The following is a 14799-nucleotide window of genomic DNA, read 5'->3' as shown; positions in this document are numbered from 1 at the left end:
TTCACCAACCTCAGAACACCGGCTCACCCTCCCGCGTCAGCCGCCACCCCACCGAAGCGAACTCCGCGGGGTCCACCGTCCCCTCCTCCCGCACCCACTCGATGATCGTGTTCCGGATCTCCTCCGGGTCCGCCCACACCTGCTCCGCCGACGCCACGTGCGGAAACGCCCCGCCCCCGCTCGCCCGGTAGTTGTTCACCGCCAGCACGAACCGCGCCTGAGCCGCCACCGGCTCACCCTCGTACGCCAGCCCCACGATCCGCGACCCCACCGGCTGCGCCACGTCCACCTCGTACGTCACCCCCGACAACGCGTCGTAGTTGTAGTCCGGAATCCCGTCCGCGTTGGTCAGCGCCGCCGGATCGACCGGCGCACCCGCCGCCGTCCGCACGTAGTACCGGGCCGAGAACTCCAGGTACTCCTTCAGCTGGGCACCCGTCAGCACCCGCGCCTCCAGCGTGTTCTCGAACGGGTACAGCCCCGCCGCGTCCTTGATCGTCACCTCACCCGCCGGCATCCGCGCCGTCCGCGAGAAGCACGACGCCTGCGACACCAAGGGCAGCTCCGCGTACGCGCCACCCGCCAGCCCCGCCCGCACCGCCTCCGTCTGCACATGGTTGATCAGATCGATGATCGGCACGTCCTTCACCGGCCCCTCCGCCGCCGACATCTCCTCCACCGAGGTCCCGATCACCTGGTTCACGTAGGCGACCACCTCCTTGTGCTCCTCGGCCAGCAGCCGCACGATCCGCGGGTCCTCCTCGGCCGTGTTCGCGTTCCGCACCTCTGAGGCGACGCGCTCCACCACCCAGCGGCCCCGCTCCCACGCCACCTCGATGTCGAACAGCGTCAGCCGCTGCCCCCACTTCAGCGGCTCCGAGAGCACCACCGGCCGCCCCGACTCCTTGTTCACCACCACGTACTCGGCGATCTCCTCGTGCGCGTGACCCACCAGGATCGCGTCGATCCCCGGCACCTCCTCGGCCACCTGCGCAGCCGCGTTCTCCACGTACGGCAACTGGTCACCCCACGACGATGTGCCGCTCGTCCCCGAGTGCGCCGACACCAGCACCACGTCCGCCCCCATCGACCGCAGCTTCGGCACCCACTTCGCCGCCTGCTCCACCAACCCCGGGAAGACCATCCGGCCCTGCACGTTCGCCTTGTCCCAGATCGCCACACCCGGGTTGGTCAGCCCCAGCACCGCCACCCGCACATCCCGTCCCAGCGGCGTCCGCAGCCGCTTGATCACGTACGGCGCGAACGCCGGCCTGAGCGACTTCGCGTCCAGCGCGTTCGCCCCCAGCAGCGGGAAACGGCACTGCTCCTCGAACTTCCGCAGCACCTCGATCCCGTAGTTGAACTCGTGGTTCCCGAGCGCCGCCGCGTCGTACCCGATCGCGTTCATCGCCCGCGCCATCGGATGGACCGGCCCCCGGCCCTCCGTGATCGGGTCGACCTTCGCGTAGTAGTACGACAGCTGGGTGCCCTGAATCGTGTCACCCGCGTCGATCAGCAGCGTGTTCCGGTGGCCGCGCTCCTCGCGGATCTCCCGCACCATCGTGGAGATCTTGGCCAGGCCCACATCGTTGTGGTCCGCGTCATCGAACTCCGCATCCGTGAAGTAGTCCCAGTTCAGGACGTTGCCGTGCAGGTCGGTCGTGCCCATCACGGTGAACGCGTACCGCCGCTCTCGGCCACCGGCGGGCCCCGGGCCGTGTCCCGCCGCGCCCGCCGCCGAGGCCGCACCCGCCCCCGCGCCGAGCGCGAGGCCCGCGCCCACCGCCGCCGAACCACCCACGAAACCCCTGCGATCGACCGCCATCATCCACTCCTCGCTCACTGAGACAACGCGCGTAGATTCTGGCGCAGCGAACCCTCGCGCAACACCCCTCGCAGGTATCCGTCCGGTGACAGGGAACCCATTCGTCCACACCTTCGCCCCTTCGCTCGGCCGGGGTGCGGAACGCCCCCCCCGGACGCTCATCGGAGCGCCCCCGCGCACACTTCAACAATTGTCAATACCCTTCCACCAAAAGGACGTTGACCAGTCATGCGCGGCCAAACGTCTACCCATCGGTAGGGCCTAGGGTCGAACCATGCGCCGAGCAAAAATCGTCTGCACACTAGGACCGGCCACCGACTCGTACGAGCAGATCAAAGCCCTCGTCGACGCCGGGATGGACATCGCCCGCCTCAACCTCAGCCACGGCCACCACGCCGAGCACGAAGAACGCTACGCACGTGTCCGCAAGGCGTCCGACGAGACCGGCCGCAGCGTCGGCATCCTCGCCGACCTTCAAGGACCGAAGATCCGCCTCGGCCGCTTCACCGAAGGCCCTGTACTCCTTGAACGCGGCGACGACTTCTCCATCACCGTCGAACCCGAAGCGGAAGGCGACCGCCACAGCTGCGGCACCACCTACCCCGGCCTCGCCGCCGACGTCACCCCGGGCGAACGCATCCTCGTCGACGACGGCCGCGTCACCCTTGAGGTGACCGCCGTCGACGGACCCCGGGTGCGCACCACCGTCGTCGAAGGGGGCATGGTCTCCGACCACAAGGGACTCAACCTCCCCGGCGTCGCCGTCTCCGTCCCCGCCCTCTCCGACAAGGACGTCGACGACCTCCGCTGGGCCCTGCGCACCGGTGCCGACGTCATCGCCCTCTCCTTCGTCCGCAGCGGCCGCGACATCGAGGACGTCCACCGGATCATGGACGAGGAGGGCCGCCGCCTCCCCGTCATCGCCAAGATCGAGAAGCCCCAGGCCGTCGAGGACATCGAATCCATCGTCGCCGCCTTCGACGGCATCATGGTCGCCCGCGGCGACCTCGGCGTGGAGATGCCGCTGGAGCAGGTCCCGATCGTCCAGAAGCACGCCGTCAAGCTCGCCAAGCGCAATGCCAAGCCGGTCATCGTCGCCACCCAGATGCTCGACTCGATGATCGACAACTCCCGGCCCACCCGCGCCGAGGCCTCGGACGTCGCCAACGCCGTCATCGACGGCACCGACGCCGTGATGCTCTCCGGCGAGACCAGCGTCGGTACGTACCCGGCCGAGACCGTCCGCACTATGGGCCGCATCGTCGAGGCCGCCGAGAGCGACATCCTCGCCAAGGGCCTCCCGCCGCTCACCGAACTCAACAAGCCGCGCACCCAGGGCGGCGCCGTGGCCCGGGCCGCCGCCGAGATGGGCGACTTCCTCGGCGCCAAGTTCCTGGTGGCCTTCACCCAGAGCGGCGACACCGTCCGCCGGCTCTCCCGCTACCGCTCGCCGATCCCGCTCCTCGCCTTCACCCCGGACCCGGCCACCCGCTCCCAGCTCAACCTCACCTGGGGCGTCGAGACCTTCCTGGGGCCGCACGTCGACTCCACCGACGCGATGGTCGACCAGGTCGACGAGTACCTGCTGAAGGTCGGCCGCTGCCAGCGCGGCGACACCGTCGTCATCACCGCCGGCTCACCCCCCGGCGTCTCCGGCTCCACCAACCTCGTCCGCGCCCACCACATCGGCGAGGACGACACCACCTCCGCCACCCGCCCCTGACCACACCGCCCGCCGCACGGGCCGGGGTGCTGGGAACAGGTCAGTACTTCGGCCCCACGTGGGCGTCCATGAGGGCGACGGAGGGTTTGCGGGCTATGGAGATGTTGAGTTCCCTCCCCGTATGGCGCAGGACGCCCCATTCGACGCCGAGCGTGTCCAGAGTGTCGCAGTAGAGAAGGCGGATGTCGTCGGAGCGGTTGGTGAAGAAGTACCGCGTGTACGCGTTACGGCGGCGTTCGCCGCTCGCCAGTGTGCGCTCGGTCCAGTTGGTGAAGCGGCACCAGTCGGAATGGAAGAGGCCACGCACGAAGTCCCAGGGGTGGGCATCGGCGAGGTTTCGCTGCCAAGACTCCAGGACTATGGAGCGTTCGTGCTTACGCCCGGGACCGTGCTGCGGAAAGAGGCAGTGCCAGTGCTTGCTGGAGCTGGAGACCGCCACGCACCCGGGGCGCTGGCTCCGCCAGACGTTGTTGGACAGCACCCTCCCCATGGCGTCGGCGCAGGCGTCGATGAGCCCCGGCCACGCGTCGGCACAGGCGATGCGGAGTACGTAGACGCCGCGTCGGGCCAGGGTCAGGCAGCCGTCGCCCAGGTAGAGGCCGAGCAGGTACGCGTAGGCGGCCTGGTCGGAGGGGAGAGCCGGTGTGTCCGCGCAGCGGCAACAGGTGGCTGGGCGCAGGTGCGGCAGGGGTTCCACCCGCACAGTCCAGCTGCGGATCGTGGCCCGGGCTATGCCTGTCTGCCTGCTCACGCTGCTGAGGCTCATTCCGGTGCCGAGCAGGGAGAGTGCGTGCTTCCTGGTAGCGCGATCGTACATGTGGGCGATTCTGCGCAATGCCGCTCGAAAGCATTCGGATATGCGAAAAGGTAACCCTTTCGAGTGAAAGGGTTACCTTTATGGTGTGACCTTTAAAAGTGAGGTGAGTGCCCCGGGTCGGACTCGAACCGACACCGAATGGAGTTTGAGGCCATCGTCTCTGCCAATTGGACTACCGGGGCCTACGAATCGAAGGTTCCCCTCGACCCGCTCGAGTCGAGCTTACCGTAGCTAGGTAGGCTCTCCATAGTAGGACCAGCAGAACTGCGCGCCCCGCCCTGAGCCAAGGAGCACCCCCGTGAGCGTCCCCGAGCCCGAGTCCCAGCCCGTCTCAGACGGTGACGTGTCGCACGTCCCTCCGCTGACGACCCGCGTGGTGATCGCCGAGGACGAGGCGCTGATCCGGCTGGACCTCAAGGAGATGCTGGAGGAGGAGGGGTACTCCGTCGTCGGTGAGGCCGGTGACGGTGCCAAGGCGGTCGAGCTGGCCCGCGAGCACCGCCCCGACCTGGTCATCCTCGATGTGAAGATGCCGGTGCTGGACGGCATCTCGGCGGCCGAGAAGATCGCCGAGGAGTCCATCGCCCCGGTGCTGATGCTCACCGCCTTCTCCCAGCGCGACCTGGTCGAGCGGGCCCGGGACGCCGGAGCCATGGCGTACCTGGTGAAGCCGTTCAGCAAGAGCGACGTGGTGCCGGCGATCGAGATGGCCGTCTCGCGCTTCACCGAGCTGCGGACGCTGGAGAAGGAGGTCGCCGACCTCTCCCAGCGCCTGGAGACGCGCAAGCTGGTCGACCGGGCCAAGTCCATCCTCCAGACCCAGTACGGGCTGACCGAGCCGGCCGCCTTCCGGTGGGTCCAGAAGACCTCGATGGACCGCCGCATGTCGATGCGGCAGGTCGCCGAGGCGGTCATCGAGGACGACGAGGAGAAGCGCGCCGCCAAGGGCTGAGCCCGGCGCCGTACGCGGACGAGCGGGCCCGCACCCCCCGAGGGTGCGGGCCCGCTCGCGTACGGCCGTGGGGGTCAGTCCTCGCCGAGGTACGCCTTGCGGACGGACTCGTCGTGGAGGAGGTCGGCGCCCGTCCCGGAGAGGACGATCTTGCCGATCTCCATGACGTGGCCCTGGTCCGCCAGCGAGAGCGCCGCCTGGGCGTTCTGCTCGACCAGCAGGATGGTGGTTCCCTGGGCCTTCAGCTCCGCGATGGTCTCCATGATCTTCTGCATCATGATCGGGGAGAGGCCCATCGAGGGTTCGTCCAGCATCAGCAGCTTGGGCTGCGACATCAGGGCGCGGCCCATGGCGAGCATCTGCTGCTCACCGCCGGAGAGGGTGCCTGCGGCCTGCCTGCGGCGCTCGCCGAGGATGGGGAAGCGCTCGTAGGAGCTCTCGATGTCGCGCTCGATGCCGTCGGCGTCCTTGCGGAGGAAGGCGCCGAGCTTGAGGTTCTCCTCGATGGTGAGGTTCGGGAAGATCCTGCGGCCCTCGGGGGAGTGGGCGAGGCCCTTGGCGACCACCTTGTGGGCGCCGACTCCGGTGATCTCCTCGCCGTCGAAGACGACGGAGCCGGAGACCGGCCTGAGGAGCCCGGAGAGGGTGCGCAGGGTGGTGGTCTTGCCGGCGCCGTTGGTGCCGATCAGGGTGACGATCTCGCCGGCGCGGACGGAGAAGGAGATGCCCTTGACGGCCTCGATCTTGCCGTAGGCGACCTTGAGGTCCTTGACCTCCAGCAGGGCGGTCATTCGGTGTCCCCTTCTTCTTCCGTGCGGGGCTTGCTGGTGGTGCTGGTGGCCTCGTCGGCCGGGGCGGTGTCGGCTGCCTTGGCCTCGGCCGCGCGGACCTCGGCCACCTCCTCGTCGCCGGGGGCGCCCTCGAAGGGGGTGCCGAGGTAGGCGGCGACGACGCGTTCGTCGGCCTGGACGACGTCGGGGGTGCCCTCGACGAGCTTCTCGCCGCGGACGAGGACGGCGACGCGGTCGCAGAGGTTGAAGATGAACCGCATGTCGTGCTCGATGACGAGGACGGCGATGCCCTGGTCGCGGATGGCGAAGACCAGTTCCTGGGCGGCCTGGGTCTCCTGGGGGTTCATGCCCGCGGTGGGCTCGTCCAGCAGGAGCAGGCCCGGCTTGCTGGCCAGGGCGCGGGCGATCTCCAGCTTGCGCTGCTCGCCGTAGGGGAGGTTGCGGGCGAGGTGGTCGCGCTTGTGGGCGAGGCCGGTGAACTCCAGGAGTTCCATCGCCGCTTCGTGGGACTCGCGTTCGGCCTTCTTGAAGCCGGGGCCGCGCAGGAGGGCCGACCAGAGGCCCTCCTTGGTGCGGGTGTGGCGGCCGACGAGGACGTTCTCCAGGACGGTCATGTTGGCGAAGAGCCGGATGTTCTGGAAGGTCCGCGCGATGCCGGCCTGGGTGACCAGGTGGGAGCGGGGCGGGAGGACCTTCTCCTTGTAGGAGACGGTGCCCTCGGTGGGGACGTAGAGCCCGGTGAGGCAGTTGAAGAAGGTGGTCTTGCCGGCGCCGTTGGGGCCGATGAGGCCGACGATCTCGCCCGCGTTGACCTGGAGGGAGACGTTGTTGACGGCGGTGAGGCCGCCGAACCGCATGATGACGCCGCTGGCGTCGAGGACCGGGGTGGTGGCCGGTGCCGGGTTGGTACTGGTGGTCATGATGGTTACACCCCCGCCTTGCTGAGGCCGATATCGCCCTTGGGTGTGTCCAGTTGGCCGCTCTCCTTGAACTCCAGCTGCTTGCGCCGGTCGGCGACGAGGCCCTCGGGGCGGAAGCGCATGAGGAGCACGAGCGCGATGCCGAACAGGAGCAGCTGGTAGTCGGCCATGAACTGGAGCTTCGCCGGGATGAGGTAGAGCAGGGCGGCGCCGATGAGGGGGCCGCTGACCGTTCCCATGCCGCCGAGGATGACGGCGGCGAGGAGGAAGGCGGAGTTGGGCGGCATGGACTCGACGAACTTGTACTGGGCGGGGGTCACGGTGTAGGTGACGTGCGCCTGGACGGTGCCGGCGAGGCCGGCCAGGGTGGCGCCGAGGGCGAAGGCGAGGAGCTTGAGCCGGAAGGCGTTGATGCCCATGGCGCGGGCGGCGGTCTCGTCCTCGCGGATGGCGACCCAGGCGCGGCCGATGCGGGACTGGTCGCTGCGGCGGAAGACGAGGACGACGACGATGGTGACGAGCAGCATCAGCAGGTAGTAGTTGGAGAACCTGCCGAGTTCCACGCCGAGGACGGTGTGGCTCTCGCCGAAGTTGAAGCCGAACATCTCCAGGTCGGGGATGTTGGGGATGCCGTTGGGCCCGTTGGTGATGTCGGGTCCGCTGGTGCCGTCGAGGTTCTGCATGCCGATGCGGAAGATCTCGCCGAAGCCGAGGGTGACGATGGCGAGGTAGTCGCCGTGCAGCCGCAGGGTCGGGGCGCCGATGACGACGCCGAAGATCAGGGAGGCGAGGCCGCCGAGGAGGACGGCCGCCCAGAACGGCACGTGGATGTCGAAGGGGGAGTTGGGGGAGCCGGAGACCAGGGCCGCGGTGTAGGCGCCGACGCCGAGGAAGGCGACGTAGCCGAGGTCGAGGAGGCCGGCGAGGCCGACGACGATGTTGAGGCCGAGGGCGACGGTGGCGAAGATGAGGATGTTGGTGCCGACGCTGGTGTAGGCGTCGCTGGTCTGGGTGAACGGGAAGGCGAAGGCCGACACGAAGGCGGCGGTGACCGTCACGTTCTTGTGCTTGACGGTGAGGCCGGTGAGGCGGCGGCTGAGGCCGGACTTGCCGAGGGCGGCGACGCCGAAGCCGATGAGGAGGAGGAAGCCGAGGAAGTCCTCGGCGCCTTCGGTGCCGATGCCGTAGGTGAAAGCCAGCAGGCCGATGCCGAAGGCGAGGGCGATGAGGAGGATCTCGGCCCAGCCGGGGAGTTCCTTGGCGGGGCCGGGGGCCGGGGCCTTGAAGAGGGCGGCGAACTTCGCCCAGCCGCCGGCTCCGGTGGGCTCGGCCTCGCGGGGGAGGGTGAAGGCGCAGGCCACGGTGAGGGCGGTGGCGACGACGGCGAGCCAGGCGCCGGGTTCGAGGTTGACCAGGCCGCCGAGTGCGACGGCGATGGCGATGGCGGTGAACCAGGTGGTGGCGAAGGTGCCGAGCGCCATGAGGCGGACGGAGGCGTACTTGCCGCCGGGGGTGGCCCAGCGCAGGCCGGGGGTGCCGAGTCCGCCGAGGACGAGAACGGCGGTGAGCAGGGCTCCGGTGAGGGTGAGGAGCTGGAGGCCGCCGGGGTAGCCGTCGACGGTGAGGTTGCCGGGGAACTCGGCGGTCCAGGTCCAGGCCAGGAAGGTGCTGGCGAAGGAGAGGGCGGCGCCGCCGAGGGTGGCGTAGCCCAGGGCCCTTCGGGCCTTGGGGGTGGCGGGTGCCTGGGTTTCGGTGGTGGTGTGGGTGGTCATCTCTATCACGCCCGATCCGCGCCGCGGCTGCCGAGGATGCCCTGGGGCCTCAGGAGGAGGACCAGGATCAGCAGGACGAAGGCCCAGACGTCCTTCCAGGCTCCGCCGCCGAACATGCTCATGCCGGGCACGTTCTCCATGTAGGCGGTGGCGAGGGTTTCGGTGACGCCGAGGACGAGGCCGCCGATCATGGCGCCGTAGATGTTGCCGATGCCGCCGAGGACCGCGGCGGTGAACGCCTTGAGGCCGGCGATGAAGCCCATGCGGAACTGGACTTCGCCGTACTTGAGGCCGTGCGCGACCGCGGCGATGGCGGCGAAGGCGGCGCCGATGCCGAACGCGGTGACGATGATGCGGTCGGTGTTGATGCCCATGAGCTTGGCGGTGTCGGGGTCCTGCGAGGTGGCCTGCATGGCGCGGCCGGTGCGGGTCTTGGAGACGAAGATCCCGAGGGCGATCATGCAGACCGGTGCGGCGATGAGGATGAAGAGGTCGCCGCGGCTGATGGAGAAGGCTCCGAGGTCGATGCGTCCGCCCTCGAAGTGGGGGAAGCTGAGGGCGCCGTCCCTGGCCTTGGGGTAGAAGGACCAGACGAGTTGCTGGAGGACGAGCGAGAGGCCGATCGCGGTGATGAGCGGGGCGAGGCGGGGGCCGCCGCGCAGGGGCCGGTAGGCGAACCGTTCGGCGCCGACGGCGACGGTGACGGAGAAGACCATGCCGAGCAGGATCATGACGGGGAGGGCGACGAGGACGCCGGTGCCGTCGGGGAGCCAGAGCCAGGCGGTGAGGGCTCCGAAGCCTCCGATCATGAATATCTCGCCGTGGGCGAAGTTGATGAGCTGAACGATGCCATAGACCATCGTGTAACCGATTGCGATGAGTCCGTACAGCGCGCCGAGTAGCAGGCCGTTGGCAAGTTGCTGCGGCAGATCGTGCACCGCGGGGCCTCCGAGTGAGTGTGGTCAGATACGGCCGCGCGGGGGCGCTGGTGGCGCCCCCGCGCGGTCAGGGATGTTCGTTCCGGGGCGGTGTGAGGCGGGTCAGCCCTCGTACTCGCCGCTCTGGACCGGCTTGTGGGCCCCGTCGGTCACCTGGTAGAGCGAAAGCTGCCTGTTGGTGGTGTCGCCGTACTCGTCGAAGCCGACCTCGCCGGTGACGCCGCTGAACTTGACGGACTGCATGGCTTCGGTGACCTGCTTGCGGGCGTCCTTGGCGTCGGCGGGGAGCTTGCCGTCGTTCTTCTCGGCGACGGCCTTGACGGCCTGGATGATGGCCCAGGCGGAGTCGTAGGCGTACCCGCCGTATGCCTCCCAGGTGTTCTCGTACCCCTCGGCCTTGTAGTTCTTCATGAACTCCTTGGCGGTGTCGAGGGTGTCGAGGGGGGCGCCGACGGAGCTGGCGAAGTCGCCCTCGGCGTTCTTCTTGGCGAGCTTGATGTACTCGCCGCTGAAGAGCGCGTCACCGCCGACGGTGGGGATCTTGGCGCCGGCGTTCTTGATCTGGCTGGCCAGGGGGGCGCCGGCGGGGTACTCGCCGCCGTAGTAGACGAAGTCGGCCTTGGACTTGGCGACCTTGCTGGCGACGGAGGAGAAGTCGCGGTCCTCGGGGTTGATGTGGTCGGAGCCGACCACCTTGCCGCCGAGTTCCTTGAACTCCGCGGCGAAGGTGCCGGCGAGGCCCGCGCCGTAGGTCTTCTTGTCGTCGATGACGAAGACCCGCTTGAGCCCTTCCTCCTCGTACATGTACTTGGCCGCGTACGGGCCCTGGATGGCGTCGGTGGTGGAGGTGCGGAAGTACGTGTCGTACAGCCGGGCCTTCTTGCCGTCCTGCCAGTCCTTGCCCTGGGTGAGCTCGGGGTTGGTGTTGGCCGGGGAGACCTGCACCATGCCGGCGTCGGCGAAGACCTTCTGCATGGACTGGCCGACGTCGGAGTTGAGGGGGCCGACGGCGCCGAGGACCTTGTCGTCGGCGATGAACTTGGTGGCGTTCTGCTGGCCGGTGGCGGCCTGGGCGGCGTCGTCGAGGGCCTGGAGCTTGAAGGTGACGCCGTCGACTTCGTTGTTCTTGTTGGCCGTCTTGACGGCGAGCTCGGCGGAGTTCTTGATGCCCTGGCCGAGCGCGGACAGGTCGCCGGTCAGCGGAGCGTCGAGGCCGATGACGACGGTCTGCTTGCCACCTCCACCGCCTCCTCCTCCGGCGCTGTCGTCGCGGGACCCGCAGGCGGACAGGGTCAGAGCCCCGGCGGTGACGGCGGTGGTGATGACGAGCAAGGAACGGTGGCGCACGATCAGTCCTCTCCCCTAACACGGCGTTTCCGTCGTGGAACGCCGGTCCTGCGCAGACCGAAGTGAATGGAAATCCGGTGGCGCGGTGACTGGCCGTGACTCTAAGCGTGCAGGTGGGCGTGGTGGAGAGGTCAGGCCAATGATGTGACTCTCTTGTTATGACGGGGGCGTAATACGGACAGGTCCGGGGAGGGCGTTAAAGGGAGGAATCCCCCGTTCTGAATGTCCGGATGGTGAGAACGGGCTGAGTGTGCGGGGTGACGCCCTTGCGGGCGTGGGGAGTTGGGGTGCGTGGCCCGGGGGTGGTCCATGAATGGGGTGTTTTCGGTCCCGTCGGGGAGGGGGGATTCCGGGGGGCTGGATTACCTCAATGTTACCTAGTGTTACACCGAGGAAATGGATGCCTGCATTCCGGGCCGCTGTGCCGTAATTGCTCTCATGCGCACCTATGGGGAGTGCGCGGGGCATATCCACTGCCGGAGAAAAGGGGCAGGGGGGATGGAGGGGGGGCGTACGGGGTTTGCAGGGCGGGCGTCCGATATGCGGATGGCTGTATTCGGATATCGGATCTCCGGCCGGAGGGCGGCCGGTCCGGGGCCTCGCCCGGTCGGGAGGCGCGCGGGGGTGGAGGGCGGCGCGGCGGGGCCGCCCGGGAAGGGACGGCCGCGCCGTCCGGAGCGCCGAGGGTCGCGGGAGCGTTGCTCAGGCTCGACCGCGTGGGGGGAAGGAGGGTGCGGGCATGGCGCGTGCGGGTGTCGCCGGGGACGGCGAGGGGGACGGGCGACGCGGCTGCCGGGTCGCGTCCGGGGCGGCGGCGCCCCGTGGCCGGGGTCCGCCGCCGTCCGAGGGCGGGTCAGCGCTGCGGCGCCGCCCCGCCCGCGTCGCGGAGCATGCAGGTCAGGCGGGCGGAGCAGAGGCGCTTGTCCTGGTCGTCGGTGATGACGATCTCGTAGGTGGCGGAGGAGCGGCCGCGGTGTACGGGGGTGGCGACGCCGGTGACCAGTCCGGAGCGGGCGCCGCGGTGGTGGGTGCAGTTCAGGTCGACGCCGACGGCGAGCTTGTGCGGGCCGCCGTGGAGCATGGCGCCGACGGAGCCGAGGGTCTCCGCGAGGACGGCGGAGGCTCCACCGTGCAGCAGGCCGTAGGGCTGGGTGTTGCCCTCGACGGGCATGGTGCCGACGACGCGGTCGGCGGACGCCTCCCGGATCTGGACGCCCATGCGGGTGCCGAGGTGCCCGGCGGAGAAGAGGGCTGCGAGGTCGACGCCGAGCGAGGCGTACTCGTCGAGAACCTCCTGCGGGAACTCGACGGTCTGCTGTTCACCCATGGTCCGACTCCGTTCGTCAAAGCTCTGAGCAAGCGCTCGTTCACGGCTACCGTAACCGGCGGCGGGCCGACGCGGCAGGGGTCCCGCCGGGCGGTCAGCTTCCGGACGGCTCCAGGCGGACCACCACCGACTTGCTGGCCGGGGTGTTCGAGGTGTCGGCGGTGGAGTCGAGGGGCACCAGGACGTTGGTCTCCGGGTAGTAGGCGGCGGCGCAGCCGCGCGCCGTCGGGTAGTGCACGACGCGGAAGCCGGGCGCGCGCCGCTCCACACCGTCCTTCCACTCGCCGACCAGATCGGCGTACGCGCCGTCGGCGAAGCCCAGTTCGCGGGCGTCGTCGGGGTTGACTAGGACGACGCGGCGGCCGCCCCGGATGCCTCGGTAGCGGTCGTCGAGGCCGTAGACCGTGGTGTTGTACTGGTCGTGCGAGCGCAGGGTCTGGAGCAGCAGGCGGCCCTCGGGGACGCGCGGGTACTCGACGGGGGCCGCAGTGAAGTGCGCCTTGCCGCTGGGGGTGGGGAAGCGCCGCTCGTCGCGCGGGGCGTGCGGCAGGGTGAAGCCGGCCGGGTCGGCGACCTTGGCGTTGAACTCCTCGAAGCCGGGGACGACGCGGGCGATCCGGTCGCGGATCAGGGCGTAGTCCCCCTCGAACTCCTCCCACGGGGTGGCCGACCGCGCGCCGAGGGTGGCGCGGGCCAGGCGGCAGACGATGGCGGTCTCCGAGAGCAGGGCGGGCCCGGCCGGCTCCAGGCGGCCGCGGGAGGCGTGGACCATGCCCATCGAGTCCTCGACGGTGACGAACTGCTCGCCGCCCGCCTGGACGTCCCGCTCGGTGCGGCCGAGCGTCGGCAGGATCAGGGCGTGGGCGCCGGTGACCGCGTGCGACCTGTTCAGCTTGGTGGAGACGTGGACGGTCAGGCGCGCCTTGCGCATCGCCGCCTCGGTGACCTCCGTGTCGGGCGAGGCGGCGACGAAGTTGCCGCCCATGGCGAGGAAGACCTTGGCCTCGCCGTCGCGCAGCGCGCGGATGGCGCGGACCACGTCGAGGCCGTGGTGGCGGGGCGGGGCGAAGCCGAACTCGCGCTCCAGCGCGTCCAGGAAGGCCGGGGCGGGGCGCTCGAAGATGCCCATGGTGCGGTCGCCCTGGACGTTGGAGTGGCCGCGCACGGGGCACACCCCGGCGCCCGGGCGTCCGATGTTGCCCCGCAGCAGGAGGAAGTTGACCACTTCGCGGATGGTGGGCACGGAGTGCTTGTGCTGAGTGAGGCCCATCGCCCAGCAGACGACGGTGCGCTCGGAGGCCAGCACCATCCGCAGCGCCGCCTCGACCTCGGTGCGCTCCAGCCCGGTCGCGGTCAGCGCCTCATCCCAGTCGGCCTGCGCGGCGGTGGCGGCGAACTCCTCGTACCCCCGGGTGTGAGCGGCGACGAACTCCTCGTCGACGGCGCCCGGCGTCTTCAGGACGAGGGAGTTGAGGAGGCGGAACAGGGCCTGGTCGCCGCCGAGGCGGATCTGGAGGAAGAGGTCGGTCAGCGCGGTGCCGCGGGCCATGCCCTTGACGGTCTGCGGGTTCTTGAACCGCTCCAGGCCGGCCTCGGGCAGCGGATTGACCGTGATGATCTTCGCGCCGCCCTGCTTCGCCTTCTCCAGCGCCGAGAGCATCCGGGGGTGGTTGGTGCCCGGGTTCTGCCCGGCGACGATGATCAGGTCGGCCTGGTACAGGTCCTCCAGGAGCACGCTGCCCTTGCCGACGCCGATGGTCTCGGTCAGGGCGGAGCCGGACGACTCGTGGCACATGTTCGAGCAGTCGGGGAGGTTGTTGGTGCCGAACTCGCGGGCGAAGAGCTGGTAGAGGAAGGCGGCTTCGTTGCTGGTGCGGCCCGAGGTGTAGAAGACGGCCTCGTCGGGGGAGGAGAGGGCGCTCAGTTCGCCGGCGATCAGCTCGAAGGCCCGCTCCCAGCTGACCGGCGTGTAGTGGTCGGCGCCCTCGGCCAGGTGCATCGGCTCGGTGAGGCGGCCCTGCTGGCCCAGCCAGTAGCCGCTGCGCCCGGCGAGGTCGGCGACGGAGTGCTCGGCGAAGAAGGCGGGGGTGACCCGGCGCAGTGTGGCCTCCTCCGCGACGGCCTTCGCGCCGTTCTCGCAGAACTCCGCCGCGTGCCGCTTCTCCGGCTCGGGCCAGGCGCAGCCCGGGCAGTCGAAGCCGTCCTTCTGGTTGACCCGGAGCAGGGTCAGGGCGGTGCGGCGCACGCCCATCTGCCGGGCGGACATTCGCAGGGAACGGGCGACCGCGGGCAGGCCGGCCGCGGCGTGCTGGGCCGCCCCGACCTCGGGGGCGTCCTGTACGGGGTCACCGGTGGGCGGCTTGGCTGCCATGCTGCGCTCCCCTTCG

Annotated in this window: 11 protein-coding genes and 1 tRNA gene; 2 read left to right on the top strand and 10 right to left on the bottom strand. The window is 69.8% G+C overall.

Annotated elements, in window-relative coordinates; all coding sequences use genetic code 11:
* Positions 1–10: 10 nt before the first annotated feature.
* The gene (locus tag ACSLIC_RS04870; RefSeq protein WP_436736433.1) at positions 11–1825 is read right to left on the bottom strand and encodes a bifunctional metallophosphatase/5'-nucleotidase; all 1815 of its coding nucleotides are present in this window, start codon (positions 1823–1825) and stop codon (positions 11–13) included.
* Positions 1826–2099: 274 nt separating this feature from the next.
* Here ACSLIC_RS04870 and pyk point away from each other — a divergent pair, with 274 nt between their 5' ends.
* Entirely contained in the window at positions 2100–3548 is a 1449-nt protein-coding gene (pyk, locus tag ACSLIC_RS04865) for a pyruvate kinase (protein ID WP_436736432.1), read from the top strand.
* Between the two features lie 40 nt (positions 3549–3588).
* Here the strand turns inward: pyk and ACSLIC_RS04860 are convergent, their stop codons facing one another.
* Positions 3589–4365 (bottom strand): transcriptional regulator, encoded by a 777-nt coding sequence (locus ACSLIC_RS04860; protein ID WP_436736431.1) that lies wholly within the window; start codon positions 4363–4365, stop codon positions 3589–3591.
* A 108-nt stretch (positions 4366–4473) separates the two neighbouring features.
* A tRNA-Leu gene (locus tag ACSLIC_RS04855) sits at positions 4474–4547 on the bottom strand.
* A gap of 116 nt (positions 4548–4663) precedes the next feature.
* On the opposite strand from ACSLIC_RS04855, the gene ACSLIC_RS04850 reads away from it, so the two are divergent.
* On the top strand, positions 4664–5317 hold the full coding sequence (locus tag ACSLIC_RS04850) for an ANTAR domain-containing response regulator (RefSeq protein ID WP_436736430.1): 654 nt from the start codon (positions 4664–4666) through the stop codon (positions 5315–5317).
* 74 nt (positions 5318–5391) lie between these two features.
* Here the strand turns inward: ACSLIC_RS04850 and ACSLIC_RS04845 are convergent, their stop codons facing one another.
* The 7 genes from ACSLIC_RS04845 to ACSLIC_RS04815 form a co-directional block, all read right to left on the bottom strand.
* A complete protein-coding gene (locus ACSLIC_RS04845; RefSeq protein ID WP_436736429.1) occupies positions 5392–6108 on the bottom strand; it encodes an ABC transporter ATP-binding protein in 717 nt (238 codons plus the stop codon).
* Positions 6105–7028: an ABC transporter ATP-binding protein gene (locus ACSLIC_RS04840; RefSeq protein WP_436736428.1), complete on the bottom strand. Its 924-nt coding sequence runs from the start codon at positions 7026–7028 to the stop codon at positions 6105–6107. The genes ACSLIC_RS04845 and ACSLIC_RS04840 overlap by 4 nt, the downstream gene beginning before the upstream one ends.
* A 5-nt stretch (positions 7029–7033) precedes the next feature.
* The gene (locus ACSLIC_RS04835; RefSeq protein WP_436736427.1) at positions 7034–8800 is read right to left on the bottom strand and encodes a branched-chain amino acid ABC transporter permease; all 1767 of its coding nucleotides are present in this window, start codon (positions 8798–8800) and stop codon (positions 7034–7036) included.
* 5 nt (positions 8801–8805) lie between these two features.
* Positions 8806–9738 carry a branched-chain amino acid ABC transporter permease gene (locus ACSLIC_RS04830; RefSeq protein ID WP_436736426.1) on the bottom strand — a complete coding sequence of 311 codons (933 nt, stop codon included), beginning with the start codon at positions 9736–9738 and terminating at the stop codon, positions 8806–8808.
* A gap of 102 nt (positions 9739–9840) precedes the next feature.
* Entirely contained in the window at positions 9841–11085 is a 1245-nt protein-coding gene (locus ACSLIC_RS04825) for a branched-chain amino acid ABC transporter substrate-binding protein (RefSeq protein ID WP_436736425.1), read from the bottom strand.
* An 853-nt stretch (positions 11086–11938) separates the two neighbouring features.
* The gene (locus ACSLIC_RS04820; protein ID WP_436736424.1) at positions 11939–12412 is read right to left on the bottom strand and encodes a PaaI family thioesterase; all 474 of its coding nucleotides are present in this window, start codon (positions 12410–12412) and stop codon (positions 11939–11941) included.
* 94 nt (positions 12413–12506) lie between these two features.
* A complete protein-coding gene (locus ACSLIC_RS04815; protein ID WP_436736423.1) occupies positions 12507–14783 on the bottom strand; it encodes an FdhF/YdeP family oxidoreductase in 2277 nt (758 codons plus the stop codon).
* Between the last annotated feature and the right edge of the window lie 16 nt (positions 14784–14799).

Source organism: Streptomyces sp. BBFR102 (genome assembly GCF_051397025.1).
In the GTDB taxonomy this organism is placed as follows: domain Bacteria; phylum Actinomycetota; class Actinomycetes; order Streptomycetales; family Streptomycetaceae; genus Streptomyces.
The sequence above is the reverse complement of the archived record's forward strand: the minus strand, read 5'-3'. Positions and strand labels throughout refer to the sequence as shown.